13 protein-coding genes are annotated in these 14,842 nt (G+C 39.4%); 4 read left to right on the top strand and 9 right to left on the bottom strand.

All coding sequences use genetic code 11. The features are described from left to right. Positions 1 to 8 precede the first annotated feature (8 nt). Positions 9 to 2,129 carry a polyphosphate kinase 1 gene (gene ppk1 / locus AC2SLP_RS01615; RefSeq protein WP_486535036.1) on the bottom strand — a complete coding sequence of 707 codons (2,121 nt, stop codon included), beginning with the start codon at positions 2,127 to 2,129 and terminating at the stop codon, positions 9 to 11. A gap of 474 nt (positions 2,130 to 2,603) precedes the next feature. Continuing rightward, a complete protein-coding gene (gene mtgA, locus AC2SLP_RS01610) occupies positions 2,604 to 3,281 on the bottom strand; it encodes a monofunctional biosynthetic peptidoglycan transglycosylase (RefSeq protein WP_486534884.1) in 678 nt (225 codons plus the stop codon). A 244-nt stretch (positions 3,282 to 3,525) separates the two neighbouring features. Here mtgA and AC2SLP_RS01605 point away from each other — a divergent pair, with 244 nt between their 5' ends. The 4 genes from AC2SLP_RS01605 (at position 3,526) to AC2SLP_RS01590 (ending at position 6,705) form a co-directional block, all read left to right on the top strand. Continuing rightward, entirely contained in the window at positions 3,526 to 3,864 is a 339-nt protein-coding gene (locus AC2SLP_RS01605; RefSeq protein WP_486534883.1) for a glutaredoxin family protein, read from the top strand. A 132-nt stretch (positions 3,865 to 3,996) separates the two neighbouring features. Continuing rightward, entirely contained in the window at positions 3,997 to 4,743 is a 747-nt protein-coding gene (locus AC2SLP_RS01600; RefSeq protein ID WP_486534882.1) for a rhomboid family intramembrane serine protease, read from the top strand. 138 nt (positions 4,744 to 4,881) lie between these two features. Next, positions 4,882 to 5,664, top strand: coding sequence for a MipA/OmpV family protein (locus AC2SLP_RS01595; RefSeq protein ID WP_486534881.1), 783 nt, complete (start codon positions 4,882 to 4,884; stop codon positions 5,662 to 5,664). Positions 5,665 to 5,886: 222 nt separating this feature from the next. Beyond that, positions 5,887 to 6,705, top strand: a complete 819-nt coding sequence (locus tag AC2SLP_RS01590; protein ID WP_486534880.1) for a hypothetical protein — start codon at positions 5,887 to 5,889, stop codon at positions 6,703 to 6,705. A gap of 198 nt (positions 6,706 to 6,903) precedes the next feature. Here AC2SLP_RS01590 and AC2SLP_RS01585 read toward each other — a convergent pair whose 3' ends face one another. The 7 genes from AC2SLP_RS01585 to nuoI all read right to left on the bottom strand — a co-directional run bounded on the left by AC2SLP_RS01585 (position 6,904) and on the right by nuoI (position 14,788). Next, complete coding sequence (locus AC2SLP_RS01585; protein WP_486534879.1) at positions 6,904 to 7,728, bottom strand: ferredoxin--NADP reductase; 825 nt, start codon at positions 7,726 to 7,728, stop codon at positions 6,904 to 6,906. A gap of 272 nt (positions 7,729 to 8,000) precedes the next feature. Then, complete coding sequence (nuoN, locus tag AC2SLP_RS01580; protein ID WP_486534878.1) at positions 8,001 to 9,473, bottom strand: NADH-quinone oxidoreductase subunit NuoN; 1,473 nt, start codon at positions 9,471 to 9,473, stop codon at positions 8,001 to 8,003. Further along, positions 9,473 to 11,146 (bottom strand): NADH-quinone oxidoreductase subunit M, encoded by a 1,674-nt coding sequence (gene nuoM, locus AC2SLP_RS01575; RefSeq protein ID WP_486534877.1) that lies wholly within the window; start codon positions 11,144 to 11,146, stop codon positions 9,473 to 9,475. Before nuoM ends, nuoN begins: the two co-directional genes overlap by 1 nt. A gap of 1 nt (position 11,147) precedes the next feature. Beyond that, positions 11,148 to 13,022, bottom strand: coding sequence for an NADH-quinone oxidoreductase subunit L (gene nuoL, locus AC2SLP_RS01570; protein ID WP_486534876.1), 1,875 nt, complete (start codon positions 13,020 to 13,022; stop codon positions 11,148 to 11,150). 4 nt (positions 13,023 to 13,026) lie between these two features. Beyond that, positions 13,027 to 13,338: an NADH-quinone oxidoreductase subunit NuoK gene (gene nuoK / locus AC2SLP_RS01565; protein WP_486535035.1), complete on the bottom strand. Its 312-nt coding sequence runs from the start codon at positions 13,336 to 13,338 to the stop codon at positions 13,027 to 13,029. A gap of 209 nt (positions 13,339 to 13,547) precedes the next feature. After that, complete coding sequence (gene nuoJ / locus AC2SLP_RS01560) at positions 13,548 to 14,243, bottom strand: NADH-quinone oxidoreductase subunit J (RefSeq protein WP_486534875.1); 696 nt, start codon at positions 14,241 to 14,243, stop codon at positions 13,548 to 13,550. Beyond that, positions 14,240 to 14,788, bottom strand: coding sequence for an NADH-quinone oxidoreductase subunit NuoI (gene nuoI / locus AC2SLP_RS01555; RefSeq protein WP_486534874.1), 549 nt, complete (start codon positions 14,786 to 14,788; stop codon positions 14,240 to 14,242). Before nuoI ends, nuoJ begins: the two co-directional genes overlap by 4 nt. Between the last annotated feature and the right edge of the window lie 54 nt (positions 14,789 to 14,842).

Here is a 14,842-nt window from a genome sequence, read left to right as displayed (position 1 = left end):
TATTAAAGTTATTCTTTAATAGAAGAGACGCCATTGATTGTATGTAGTAAATACTCTTGAGCAATAAAAGGCGCTTCTCCATCTTTTGGTGATAATTGATGCCAAGAACCATCCCCATGTAAAGACCAAGCTTGTACATTATCTTTTAAATAGCTTATCAAACCATCTTCAAATACCCGTTTAAATATTTTAGGGTCTTCAACTGGAAAAGCCACCTCTACTCGATGAAACAGGTTTCGGCTCATCCAATCCGCACTACCGCAGTACAAACGCTCATCTCCGTTATTGTAGAAATAATAGACACGCGTATGTTCTAAAAACCGACCCACTACCGAACGAACGGTAATATTTTCAGACAGCCCTTTTACTTGAGGGCGGATACAGCTCATGGAGCGTAATATAAGTTCAATTTTAACACCAGCTTGTGACGCATCATAAAGCCGATCAATTAGGTGACGCTCTGTTAGCGCATTACATTTCACTATTATATGTGCTTTTTTGCCCGCTTTTGCATGTTCAATCTCATCATCAATATATGAAAGCAGCGTACTATGTAAAGTGAATGGTGCATGTAACAACTTACTTACATTAGCCGCTTTACCCATACCTGTAAGCTCTTGGAAAATCTTATGAACATCTTCTGACATTTCAGGGTCTGAGGTAAATAAACCATAATCGGTATAAGCTTTGGCGTTACCTTCATGATAGTTACCCGTACCTAAATGAACATATCGGCGTATTTTGTTGTTTTCACGGCGGACCACAAGCATAAGTTTTGCATGCGTTTTATACCCCACAATACCATATACGACCACCGCCCCTGCTTCTTGTAACTCATTGGCAACTTCAATATTTGATGCCTCATCAAAACGCGCACGCAGCTCAATAATCGCTGTCACTTCTTTACCGTTTCGAGCTGCTGTTTTAAGTGCTTCCACCAGCTCTGAATTATTAGCCGAGCGGTACAACGTTTGCTTTATAGCCAATACTTTTGGATCATGCGCCGCTTGACGTACGAAGTTCACTACGGGATTAAACGAGTCAAAAGGATGGTGAAGCAGCACATCGCCTCGTCTAATAACGGTGAACATACTTTCACCATTTTCGAACGCCTCTCTTCTAAATGGCTTAGGAATTGCGTGAGTGAAGGGTTCATAACGCAATTTTGGCACATCAAAATCAAATAATAACCGTGTCAAATTAACCGGGCCATTAACACGATATAGTTGATTGTCATGCAAGCCAAATTCTTCTAATAAATAATTGCTAATTTCAGGGGGACAATTGGTCGTAACTTCCAAGCGAACTTTATCACCAAAGCGTCGATTATCAAGCTCCCCTTCTAAGGCTTTAGCAATGTCTTCTACATCATCATCCAGCTCAAGGTCTGCGTTGCGGGTTAAGCGAAATTGATGACAGCCGGTTACTGTCATTCCTGGAAATAACTTGCTGACATATTCATGAATCACTGCTGAAAGCATGATGTGATGTTCTTTACCATCGGTGAGCTCATCAGGTAAGCGTATGACTCGAGGTAAGCTACGCGGCGCAGGTACCACTGCCAGATTAATATCACGGCCAAACGCATCTTTACCTTCTAGGCTTACAATAAAGTTGAGACTTTTGTTCACTAGGCGCGGGAATGGATGTGCAGGATCAATACTGATTGGCGTTAGTACGGGCATCACCTGCTCGATAAAATACTCTTTCATCCATTTAGACTGTTTGGGATTTAACTCATTTCGTTTTAAATAGCGGATGTCTTCCTTTGCTAACGCTGGCAAAATATCTTCATTAAGAATGCGATACTGCTCATCAATCGCTTTGTGTGCTATTACAGATATTTGATTTAATACTTTACCAGGGCTCATTTTGTCAGGCTTGGTAGAGATGTAGCCGTGGTTTAACTTTTGCATTAAGCCTGCCACTCTTATTTCAAAAAACTCATCCATATTGGACGAAAAAATAATTAGGAAAAACAGACGTTCGAGAAGCGGATGAAGAGGATTCTTAGACTGTGCCAATACCCTTAAATGAAATTGAAGCCAAGACAGCTCTCTATTAATGTAACAATTGGGAGAGTACGTACCATCTGCGTATCTTTTCCAGTCAATGACTGCTAATTCCATGTCTACAGTACCGGTTTGACTTGTACTAGATACCTCTGAAGCACTTGAAGATAAAGAACTGGGCGTAGAATTAGTTATATTTGCGACCCTTTGATCCAAAGTTGTGTTGTTTTTGTTATTAGTTTTGGTTTTATTTGCAGGTGTGGTAGTCATCGTCTATCTCATCCTTTACCTATATTTAAATCAAGTAGTTGTATGCCTGTAAATGTTCTTTATCAATCTATATTTAACACTATACAAGGTATGCCTTCTATTTATATCTTATTAGTCAAAACTACTAACTACTATATTAGCATGTGAATATGACGCTTTTATATTGAATCGACCTCTTATCATATTATTAAATCAACAAACTTTGTGCACATAAATGCACCGAATTAACTCACACGAAAAAGTAAAAATAGACATATATTCATTTGCTTACTTATATGGCATATAACGATAATGGCCTATAAGGCCTATATAGACAATTGATTAAGGTAAGCTTGCACTACTCATACGCTTCATAATAATACGCTGTTTATTACGCAGACGTTTGGCATTCATATTATCTTGATAATACTTTGGATTGGTTAACATACTTATCAATAAAGCAGACTCATCACGATTTAAATCTCCGGCTGATTTGTTAAAATATTGATGTGCAGCAGCCTCTATACCATATATCCCATCACCAAACTCTGCCACATTAAGGTAGGCAGTTAAAATACGTTTTTTATCCCACATACTTTCAATCAAAAGGGTAATACTAGCTTCTATTCCTTTTCGAATGTAAGAACGATGAGAGGTCAGAAATAAGTTCTTAACCAGCTGCTGAGTAATGGTCGATCCGCCCGCAGAGACAGCGCCACTATCTTCATTTTTTTTCATTGCAGCCTCAATGCTTTTGATATCGAATCCATTGTGAGTGACAAATGTAGCATCTTCACTGGCTATTGCTGCTTGTTTTACAGATTTAGATATATTGTCGTATTCAACCCATTGTTGTTGCACCTCTCCCCCACTCAGCCTATGCGCTATCATAAACATACTATTGTTTATGGGCTGAGTTTTCCAAACCAATAATGACCCTACTACCAATAGATAAAAGGTCGCAACCAATAAAAATAACGCCCAAAATAAGCGCTTTAAAATTTTAGATATTGCCGACATAGTATTTGGCTCAATTCACGATTTAATTTTATGATGATAAACTACGCTCAATCAGACAACTAGCTATTTATTATAATACGCTGTTTGAATTAAGCATATTGAATCGATTCATATTCTTGTCATTTATATTCTTTAAGTATTTATGCATTAATATTTTATGCTCTCATTCTTAAAAAGCCTATCTATATAAGCTCAAACAGCTAGTTAAACTATATAGGGCCATTATGTTAACCAAGGTAAAGTCATGACAGAGATTAAATCTACACATAATAATGATATTGAGCAAATTCGTGACCATATTCAGTCCCAATTGATGCATAGATATGATTCATCAGCAATTGAGTGTTTGGATAGCGATGCATGGTGGCTACTGGGGACTAAAGGATGCCATCTGTGTGACGAGGCCGAAAAAATACTTAGGCTATTTACGAATGTTAATCCTATCCCTATCCAAAAAGTAGATATTGCGGACTTAGAGACTACTTTCATGAATAAGTTCGCCTCGCATATACCCGTTATATTAACACCAATCACTCAGTTAAATTACCCCTTCTCTCTTGTCGATCTTCAAGCACTCAGTTAATCGTCGTTACGCTTTATAAGTTTAGGATTTTTATTTAGACTTAACACCCTGCATTTATTTAACACCAACTTACCTTCTAGAACAGTCAGCTATGCTAGAATAATATTATCTTATGACTTAAAAAATGTGTCTATGACTATTAAAAATCTATTTAGCCAAACGCCCGTTACCGCTATTTTATTAAGCAGCTTTATTGCTCTGTTTATCATGCAATTGGCAATGGGAGTTGATATCAATCAGCCTACTATCGAATCTTTAATAGCTTGGGGTGCTAACGCACTCCCATTTTCTATGGGATTTGAGCCTTGGCGTTTGCTAACCAGTGGCTTTTTGCATATAGGGTTGATGCATTTATTATTTAATGGGTTTGCAATGTACTACTTTGGACAAGTTGCTGAGGTCACATTTGGGTCTGTTAAATTCTTACTACTTTTTTTGTTATCTGTCATTGGTGGAAACCTATTAAACAGTTATGTCACATGGTGGCAAATCATTAATGAAAATGGAGCGCCGGGTATATCAGCGGGTGCTTCGGGCGGTATCATGGGAATCGGTATGGCCCTACTTATGGTGGAGCTTCTAAAACGCACTCTCCTAAATTTCCCAAGTAAAGGCGGCAGCCCCCAGCTAAAAAGCTTGGCTATTGTCATGGGTATAAACTTAATGTATGGCTTTGCCGTTCCCGGAATCGATAACGCAGGTCACATTGGCGGTGCCCTTACTGGTGCTATTCTGGCAGTAGGTATTATGGTAGGTTATCGGTATTCAAAATCTAACAATAACGCTACTTCAAAATTTCTACCTTGGTTGATATATTGTATTGTCGCCATTGTTTTTTATATATTATGGCAAAGCCTTCATAATCAGCTTATTTATTAATTTTAGGAACATTATTTATAATAAGACGGTTCTAATCTAAATCTGAAGTGCCATAATTGATTTAACGATTGCTAACTTTGAATAATTATTCATACTTTATCGATTTGCTATACCTTATTACCTCATAAAGAGTTCAATATGAAATTAATAACTTGTAAGACTGCTCTCGTGTTAACACTACTGACTGGTTTAACTATTTCAGCGCATGCACAGTCTTCTCTTAAAGCAGTTCCTGTACAAAAAAATGAGAACGGTCTAACCGTCGGCATTAATGCACAATACATTAAGAATGCTTATGACAGCGACAATAATGTTGCTATTTTACCAAGTTTGTTTTATGACAACGATAAAATATATGCCCGTGGTAGCCAATTCGGTGCTTATATAGTAAATGATGGCGCTAATGAGTTTGCAGGATATTTACAATTGGCTGGAGACCAATTTGATTCAGGTGATGCTAATGGAGCTTTAGGCCAACTTGATGATCGAGATGTCTCAATTATGGCGGGACTTAGCTACATGCGAACCACGCCTATTGGCGGATTCCGAGGTCAATTAGCGACTGATATAACTGGTAATAGTGAGGGTAGTCTTGCTAAACTCTCCTACATTGCTAGAATTAGTCCTGGTAAATGGACCATATATCCGAGTGTAGGATTAGAGTGGGTAGACTCAGATTTTAATGAGTATTACTATGGCGTATCAAACGACGAATCAATAGTCTCAGGTATTAAACCTTATAAACCTGACTCAAGTTTAAGTCCCTATATTACCCTAAATGGTATGTATGAACTTAACCAAGATTGGGACATATTTGTCGGTCAGACTCTGCGATACTTATCAAATGAGCAATATTACAGTCCGATGGTAGATGATAGGGTCAGCTCGCGTACGACACTGGGCTTATTATATAAATTTTGATCTATTATCACTTATAGCATAGGGCGTGTCCCTATTTGGAGTATGAGGATAAAAATAAGATATATTTTTCACAAGCTAGGGTGTTTTTGCCAATGATATTGAAATATCAACCAAAAGTTAGACACTGTTTAGCGTAAATATAGCCATTTTTATGCCATAAATTATAAAAGTTCCAATTAGGGGCATGCCCTATTAGAACATTAGAATATGAAAGGACACTACGTGCAGAATACTCAGCAATTTAGAAGTAATACAGTCAATGAGCATTTAGTAATTGAGAACAATGAGTTTACAAATTCTGATTCTGAATCTGCTTTTGACTCAGGGTCATCCATACAGAGTCTATCAGGCTTATGGTCTTCTATAACGCATAAATTTAAATCTTTGTATGGCAAAGCTGCCGATTCCGTAGATGATGAATTTTCACTTCCCGTGAGTCAGGAACAGGTCAATGACGCACTTAAAAAGTTTGTTACCGACAATGTCAAAGCCATACTCGAGTTACGATTAGAAATGCACGAGGGGTGGTTTAGATTATTTTGTACAATTGATATTAAAGGTATTTATACAGAAGTAGCCAGTAATTTTGAACTGGTTCATGTTCAAATTGATCGTGATGTACAGCGCTTTGTATTTGGTCAATTGACTTATACCGATGTTCTAAAGTTACGCTGTGATTCAATTTTTAAGCGTTATGGTATAAAGCTGCTCATATGGTTTTATCATAGTGTACTAAAAAGAGACCCCCTTGGTGTTATTTTGCACAAAATAAATATTGTTAAGCCAAAGGATAATATTTTGTATTTAGATATCAATCGCTGGCTTAAGCGCAATAAGAAAATTATGAGTACGCTTCATAAGGTACAAGTAAACTATGGCCTTGTTGAAGAAGAACAGCTGGTGCTAAAAACCAAAGTAAACGTACGTGATCTTATTGCCAATTCTAATGACCAGAATATAATTACCCCTGATGATGATCCAGAGCTTATGAAAGGCCCACTAAAACCTATAAAGGACGCGGCCAAACCACCCCTACAATAATTGAATGTTAAGGTATTATTGAATGTTAAGGTATAATTGAATGACACTCGGGTTTAAGTTTTTAGCTCGAGTTACAGTTTAAAGATCGCGTTACAGCTTTGCGCTTAAGTTTGGGTTTAAAGCTCGAAATATTGCCACATCCTTTTTAAATTTAATAAAGCAACCTTATTCACTCCAAAACCACCTCATTCGATTACTTTACCAGTAGTTCTCAACTGCGATATTACCGACGCCTCTTCGGTTCATCACCAACCCCATCTCTTTGAGTGTTTCTTTAGTATCCTCAACCATATCAGGATTACCGCAAAGCATAATATGCGAACTATCTTGTGCTAAAGACTCACCTGCGGAAGTTTCAAGCTTGCCGCTTGTCAATAGTTTAGGTAGTCGATCATTTAAAGCACCTTCAACAGTTTCGCGAGTGACAATCGGTATAAAGGTGAATTTAGCCGGTGAGCTGACAAGTTCCCCAAAGTCCTTTTCAAGCGTATTGATTAGATCAATATATGCCAGCTCATCATAACTTCGGGCACTGTACGCCAAAATGATATGTTTGTAGTCTTCCCACGTTTTTAGATCTTGTAACATAGACAAGAATGGCGCTAAGCCCGTACCCGTGGCCAGTAACCAAAGATCTTTAGGTAGTGGCTCTTGATATCGTGCTAGGGTCAAAAATCCAAAAGGATTGGTATTCAACATCAGCTCATCACCTACTTGAAGGTGCTGTAATTGAGAAGTAAATGCGCCATCAGGTATGACGATTGAAAAGAACTCTAAGGTCTCATCATACGGGGAGGATACGATTGAATACGCACGAAAAATATCCTCGTTAGGCACTTTGTCAGCATTTCCACTTTCAATGTGAAATTTCAGTTGACTCGGATTAACACCCAAGCGCACAAACTGCCCTGCAGTGAATTTAAAGCTATCAGGACGACTGACTTTAAAACTGAATAAATTTGGCGTCCAAGTTGTTTTGGACATTACTACAACGCTTTGAATATTTTGAGTATCCGTAGTCATATTCATTACCTATATATTCTTGTATACTTATATTCTTATATTTTTATTTATGTCTTATATTAGGGTCTGTTAAACATTAAAATAAAAAAGCTTGCCGAGCGATAACGCCCTACAAGCTTAACATATTGCACTTTAAATCTCACGAAGCTGTAATTATACCTATTGTAAGAAACAACCCATCTTTATCAAACTCGCTAAAACTAATAATTTTTTAGGCTAAGCGAGGTAAATGCCTTAACCGTTTAGAAGTTCGCTGAACATAGCTGATCAAACTACCAAATAACGGCTTGTGTGGCCCAAATAATTAAGTTATTAGGTAGAACACCAAAGTAAATCACAGTCAAAGTGGCTAGTATCACCATAAGGCCACCAGCTTGAATACCCCAGTGCCAGCGCGCATCAAACTCTATATTATCTTTCGGACGCTTAAATAGAGTCAGCATCACACGCAGATAGTAGAATAACCCTATCGCACTACCTAAGATAATCATGCCCGTTAATAACCATTCTTGAACTTGAACTGCCGCTAAAATGGCGAAAAACTTGGTTATGAAACCTGCCGTAAGAGGTATGCCTGCCATAGAAAGCAGTAAGACTGTCATGACACCCGTTAAAACAGGACGTTGCCAGAATAGCCCGCGGTAATGTAATAATTCTGACGCTTCACCCTCATCTTTATAAGTACTAGACATTAAGGTAATAACGCCAAATAAACCAATAGATGTTAACGCATAAATTGCCATATACATATTGGTGGTTAGATAAGCTGAAGGACCTAAACTCACAACCACAACCAAGACATAACCCATATGCGAAATAGATGAATAGCCCAATAAACGTTTAATATTAGTTTGACGCAGTGCCAATAAGTTGCCAAATAATATAGATAGTGTGGCGATAATCATCACGAGCATCTGAATTGAAGGCAGAGCTAAAACGGCGCTGTCGATAAAAAAGCGCAGCGCAAGTCCCATCATAGCAACCTTACTTACAGAAGCTAAATATGTCGCTACTGGCGCAGGCGCACCTTGATACACATCGGGTGTCCAAAGATGGAAAGGGGCGGCGGATAACTTAAACGCGACTCCAAAGGTCATCATAGCTGCGCCCAGAATCAGTATGGGAGAGTCCATAACGCCGACCAAAGCGGCACCAATTTCTTTGAAATCAAGAGTACCGGTCATTGCATAAATAAACGCCATACCCATAAGCATAGTTGCAGAAGCAGTGGCAGATAAAACCAAATACTTTAAACCAGATTCAAGTGAGCGATGACGCATAAACGTATAGGCAAGCATTCCATAAAGAGGTACTGAGAGTAATTCTAAGCTCATAAAGAAAGAAGCTAAATTGTCAGCACTTACCATCAGTAGCGCACCAACAGTTGACAACAAGATTAATAAGTATAACTCTTCTTTATGATCTCTAAAGGTTCTAAAATAAGGGTACGCCAAAGTACAGCATGCTAACGATGATAAAAAGATCACCACCATATTAAACTGTGCAAAAGGATCGACTGTGAACATGGGCGTTTGAACATCCACAGCGGGAAGAGATACCCATCCAAACATCTGACCTATTAAGGTAAACAACCCAATATTAAGACCGACAACCGATAATGTACCTGTCAGAAAATGTGAACGCTTGGTAGCAATAGTTAGCATCACTACCAAAATAGTTACCACCACAATTAGTATCGGTAAAAATGGTGTCAAAGCAGGCCAATTCATTGAAATATAATTCATTAGCGCACCTCCCCTGCATTCACAGCAGACTGCAATGATTCGATGGCGTCAAAACTTATGACTTCATTAAACACGTAAGCGTTATTGATCCACTGCATAGCATGGCTTGAGGTATCTAAGAAAACCTGTGGAAATAGGCCTAACCATACCAATCCGACTGCTAAAGATACCAATAAAAAGAGCTCGCGTTTATTCAAATCATAAAGCTTAATAGGTTTTTTGAGATCGATTTCATCGTCCGTATGGCTTGCCATCGTACCGTGTCCACTAGCAATAGCGATATGTTCAGGCACGGTTTTGTCTCCAAATAACGCTCTATATATAATAATTAATGAATATAATCCTGCCCAAACCAGGCTAAAGGTTGCTAATATAACGATGACAGGATATTGTTCAAACGAACCAATAAGGATTAAAAACTCACCTATAAAGTTACCTGTGCCAGGAATACCTAACAATGCTGCACAGAAGAACATAAGTAGCGGTGCAAAATATCTAAATTGACCCCACATACCGCCCATCAATGGCAATTCACGCGTATGCAAGCGCTCATATAATTGACCTGCCATAATAAATAATGCCGCAGATGATAAACCGTGCGCAAGCATTTGGATCATCAAACCTTGTAAGCTTAACAACGTGCCGGCATATATTGCTAATACCACAAACCCCATATGTGAGATACTGGTATACGCTAATAGACGTTTTATATCGGTTTGCATAAACGCAAGCCAAGCACCGTAAAATATACCTATTGCACCAAGAGTCATCGCTATTGGAGCAAAGTCTTGCGAGGCTTCTGGAAAAAATGGAAGGACAAAGCGAATTAATCCGTAAGCGGCGGTCTTAATTAGAATACCTGCTAAATCCACAGAACCCGCTGTAGGCGCTTGAGCATGAGCATCTGGCAACCAACCATGAAAAGGCATGACGGGTAGCTTTACCGCAAAGCCTATAAAGAAGCATAACATGATAGGATATTCCCATCCGCCAAGCTGAGTACCTAATAAATCGTTATAATTAAAGCTAAGTATGCCAGTCGATGTAAAGTTTATAATCACCAACAGCAAAATACCGACGAGCATGATAAGACCAGAAGCCTGCGTATATATAAAGAACTTAGTAGCTGCGTATTCTTTGGTTTTACCATTGGTGGCGTTATGACCCCAAATGGCTATTAGGAAATAGATAGGTACAAGCATCATCTCCCAAAAAAAGAAGAATAGGAATAAATCAATGGCTAAAAATACGCCAATTACCCCGCCCAAACTCCATAGTAAGTTTAGATGAAAGAAGCCAACGCGTCTTTGAATTTCACCCCATGAGCAGCCAACGGCCATAATTCCTAAAAATGCCGTTAACGACACCATCAATAGAGAAAGACCATCGATAGCTAAATGAAAGCGAATACCAAACGCATCAATCCAAGGTACATTAAATTCTGCAAACCACGGTAATTGAGAGGTCGGCGCAAGCACTTGTTCACTCATACCCGCAAAACTACCTTCATGCCATAACATTATGGATAAAATAAAGGTAATAATCATCCCTATTAAGGCTATCCAACGTGGGAGGCGCTTACTTATTTTTTCAACAAGCCAGCACAAAGTACCTGCAATAAAAGGTGTCGCTATTAAAGCCGGTAACATCCATGCTAATTGAAGTTCTGTCATATTAAATCACCGTCTTCATGACAAGTATCAACAACACTGCCATCCCTAATCCGAAACTTGTGGCATACCACCTTAGCGATCCAGTTTGCGTAGATGACATGACTTTATTCCCCGCTGAAGCAAGCGCAGGCAATAGGTTCCAAGTCTTGTCTACGGGATCTGCTTTTAATAATTTGCCAATAAATAAAAATGGTTTTACAAATATTAGGTCAAATAAGGCATCAAAACCTAAACCGTGGTAACACCAATAATATATCGCTCCGCCAAAACTCGAATTCTTAAAGCGTGCCAACCATTTGCCGTTATTGAACGCATATAATAAGTACGCTATTAATAAACCAGCAGCCATGGCACCCATTGCTATGAATTCAGCGGTATGTTTGGCATGGGCGTCACCGGACAGTTCAAGCATGTGCCCTATGCTATTAGGTAATACTTCGCCTAATGGCGGGGATATTAAAGCACCCACTGCGGTAGACAATACTAAAAGAATGATGAGAGGAAGCTGGTATGAAATACCTGTAAGTTTGAGAGCATGCGTTTTCTCTTCACCGAAGAAAGTAAACCATATCATTCTAAAGGTATATAAAGAGGTTAAGAATGCGCCAAATACACCCAGATAAAATAGTATATGGTGACCACTGGCATAACTTTCCCATAATATGGCTTCTTTAGAATAGAACCCAACGGTTACCCAAGGTATAGCAGCTAATGCGCCGCCGCCAATAATAAAACACCAGAACACAAGTGGTATCTTTTTACGTAGGCCACCCATCTTGAATATATTTTGTTCGTGATGAACGGCAGTTATAACCGCCCCTGCTGACAAGAATAATAGCGCTTTAAAAAATGCATGCGTCATTAGGTGAAAGATTGCCCCTTGCCACGCGCCAACACCCAATGCTAAAAACATATAGCCAATTTGACTCATGGTCGAATACGCTAATATGCGTTTAATATCGGTTTGAGCTAACGCACATAACCCAGCTACGATAAGGGTTATAGCGCCTACTGCCCCTACCCAATACAATAAGATATTAGGGGTTAATATAAATAAGGGATGTAAACGCGCAATCAGATAGACACCAGCTGTGACCATGGTAGCTGCGTGAATTAATGCAGAAACCGGGGTTGGGCCTGCCATGGCATCTGCAAGCCAAGTATGTAATGGAATTTGTGCAGACTTACCCATAGCGCCACCAACAAGCATCATGGTGGCTAATACCAAAGTTGGATCGTTAGTTGCAAATTTAAGCGGCGCTTGAGTGATTATTTCTTGGATATTGAGGGTAGCAAACTCTCTAAATAATAAAAACAAACCAAAGGCCAAAAACACATCACCAATACGAGTGACAGTAAAAGCTTTAATAGCAGCTCGTCCATTGGCTCTGTCGTGATAATAAAAACCAATGAGTAGGTATGAGCAAATGCCTACCCCTTCCCAGCCTAAGTATAACAACAGAAGATTGTCTGCTAAGACTAACAATATCATGCTAGCTACGAATAGATTCATATAACTAAAGAAGCGCGCGTAGCCAGGATCACCCTGCATGTACCATGATGCGAACAAATGGATTAAAAAACCAACTCCAGTTATAACGCCCAACATAGTGAGAGCCAGTCCATCAAAATCAATACCAAACCTAGGTGCAAAATCGCCAACTTGCAACCACGTCCATAGCGGAATATTGATGACCGTACTTGCATCATTCATAGATAAATAGCTCATTGATGCGACCAATGCACACAATGCGGACAGACCCATACTACCTACACCGAGCCATTTAGCTGCATCCTGCGATAATTTATCACGCATAACGGAGAGTATTAAAAAACTAAAGGCGGGAAATATAAAGGTTAACGCTAAGAAACTCATATCATTAACCCCTCATCTCATTAGCCGTGTCAATATCTAAATGACCTCGGCGGTGATAAAACTGTAATAATATTGCAAGCCCAAGTGAGGCTTCAGCCGCAGCCAATGTCAAAATAAATATGAACATAACTTGACCATCTGCGCCTATCCATCGACTACCCGCAACAATAAACGCCAAACCAGCGGCACTCATCATAATCTCTAAGCTCATTAGCATGAATAAAAAATTGCGGCGTACCATAACACCGCACAAGCCAATAGCGAATATGATTGCAGCCAATACCAGTCCATGCTCCATTGGAATAACACCAAGCATAGCGTTGTCTACCCCTACTACTTGTTGCTCGCCTTGTATGGCCTCGACTTGAACTGCGGCTTGATTTCCCGAACTTTCAGAAACCCCAGAGGTTTCATTTAAATGTGCGTCATGTGCAGATGATGAATGAATAGCTGATTGGTTATCATTTTGTTTAATAGCAGCCTGATTAGTAGCAGCTATTACCGTAGTAGAGGTTGCATTTGACATTAGCTATCCTCCTTTTTCTGCAACTTCATATTGGCTGATTGCTGTGATTGAGCCGTTTTAAATTGCTTTGCGTCGATAGGCTTATATTCGTAGTATTTATTTATATATTCTTTCTTATCAGCACCTTGAGGATCATTCTCATCGCTTAATGCTCGTTTACCCAAATGGTAAGCGGCAACCAAAGCAGCTAACAACAACAGCGCCGCTACTTCAACTAATAGTAAATATTCACTAAATAAACTGATACCTACTAGCTTTGCTGACACCGTACCATTTCCTATCATCGCCCCTTGAATGGGTTGACTGCTGATTGTGCCATGTCCCTCAATGGTTAACATAGCAAATAAAACAATTGCAATAATTACGGTGAGACCAGTAGGCACAGCCCACACATCTGATGACAGCCATCTGGCTTCTCTAGCATCATTTTTGATACCTAAATTTAGCATCATAATGACAAATACAAATAGCACAAGAATTGCACCGGCATATACTATAACTTGTAAGGCGCCTGCGAACGGCGCACCAAGAATAAAGAATATACCCGCTAAGGATAGCAATGTCACAATCATCGAGAGAATGGCGTGAACAGGACTTGCGAGCATAATGACACGTAAACTTGCTATTATTGCTACCAATCCTAACGCATAAAACCCTACCAATGCGGTATTATCGAACCAGTGAAGCCAACTCATGGCAATAGACTCCTTAGATCAATAGGCTCTGCTTCATTTTGTGCAGCACCTTTAGGCTTGTCTTTTATCGCCATACCACTTACACGATAATAGTTATAATCAGGATATTTGCCGGGTCCTGAAATCAAAAGATGTTCCTTTTCATAGACCAAATCTTGACGGACATACTCTCCCAGCTCAAAATCTGGTGTCAGCTGAATCGCTGTGGTGGGACAAGCTTCTTCACACATGCCGCAGAAGATACAACGTGAAAAGTTAATACGAAAAAACTCTGGATACCAGCGCCCATCTTCACGTTCCGCCTTTTGTAATGAAATACAAGCCACTGGACAGGCAACAGCACATAAGTTACATGCAACGCACCGCTCGTCACCATCAGGATCGCGTGTTAAAACAATGCGACCTCTAAAGCGTGGCGGTACAGGGACAGGCTCTTCAGGATATAAAATGGTGTCTCTGGGTCTAAAGGCATGACTATTTACCATCCACATTGATCGAATGATGGTAAACATACCCACAACTGTATTTTTTATCACTTTAAACATGTTAACTTCTCTTTGTTAACTTCTCTTAGTACGCTAAGAGTGAGTGCTATAAGG

It is taken from the genome of Psychrobacter sp. CX21 (assembly GCF_057396255.1).
This window is presented reverse-complemented; position numbering and strand designations above follow the sequence as displayed.

What these genes read in the sequence shown, in the direction of transcription:
- nuoL (WP_486534876.1), bottom strand. Translation starts at nt 13,022, where the DNA reads ATGAGTTTCTTAGCGTTAACCTTTATATTTCCCGCCTTTAGTTTTTTA.
- AC2SLP_RS01585 (WP_486534879.1), bottom strand. Translation starts at nt 7,728, where the DNA reads ATGACTACGGATACTCAAAATATTCAAAGCGTTGTAGTAATGTCCAAA.
- nuoK (WP_486535035.1), bottom strand. Translation starts at nt 13,338, where the DNA reads ATGCTTGGTGTTATTCCAATGGAGCATGGACTGGTATTGGCTGCAATC.
- nuoN (WP_486534878.1), bottom strand. Translation starts at nt 9,473, where the DNA reads ATGAATTATATTTCAATGAATTGGCCTGCTTTGACACCATTTTTACCG.
- nuoJ (WP_486534875.1), bottom strand. Translation starts at nt 14,243, where the DNA reads ATGAGTTGGCTTCACTGGTTCGATAATACCGCATTGGTAGGGTTTTAT.
- nuoI (WP_486534874.1), bottom strand. Translation starts at nt 14,788, where the DNA reads ATGTTTAAAGTGATAAAAAATACAGTTGTGGGTATGTTTACCATCATT.
- AC2SLP_RS01595 (WP_486534881.1), top strand. Translation starts at nt 4,882, where the DNA reads ATGAAATTAATAACTTGTAAGACTGCTCTCGTGTTAACACTACTGACT.
- AC2SLP_RS01605 (WP_486534883.1), top strand. Translation starts at nt 3,526, where the DNA reads ATGACAGAGATTAAATCTACACATAATAATGATATTGAGCAAATTCGT.
- ppk1 (WP_486535036.1), bottom strand. Translation starts at nt 2,129, where the DNA reads ATGGAATTAGCAGTCATTGACTGGAAAAGATACGCAGATGGTACGTAC.
- AC2SLP_RS01600 (WP_486534882.1), top strand. Translation starts at nt 3,997, where the DNA reads ATGACTATTAAAAATCTATTTAGCCAAACGCCCGTTACCGCTATTTTA.
- mtgA (WP_486534884.1), bottom strand. Translation starts at nt 3,281, where the DNA reads ATGTCGGCAATATCTAAAATTTTAAAGCGCTTATTTTGGGCGTTATTT.
- nuoM (WP_486534877.1), bottom strand. Translation starts at nt 11,146, where the DNA reads ATGACAGAACTTCAATTAGCATGGATGTTACCGGCTTTAATAGCGACA.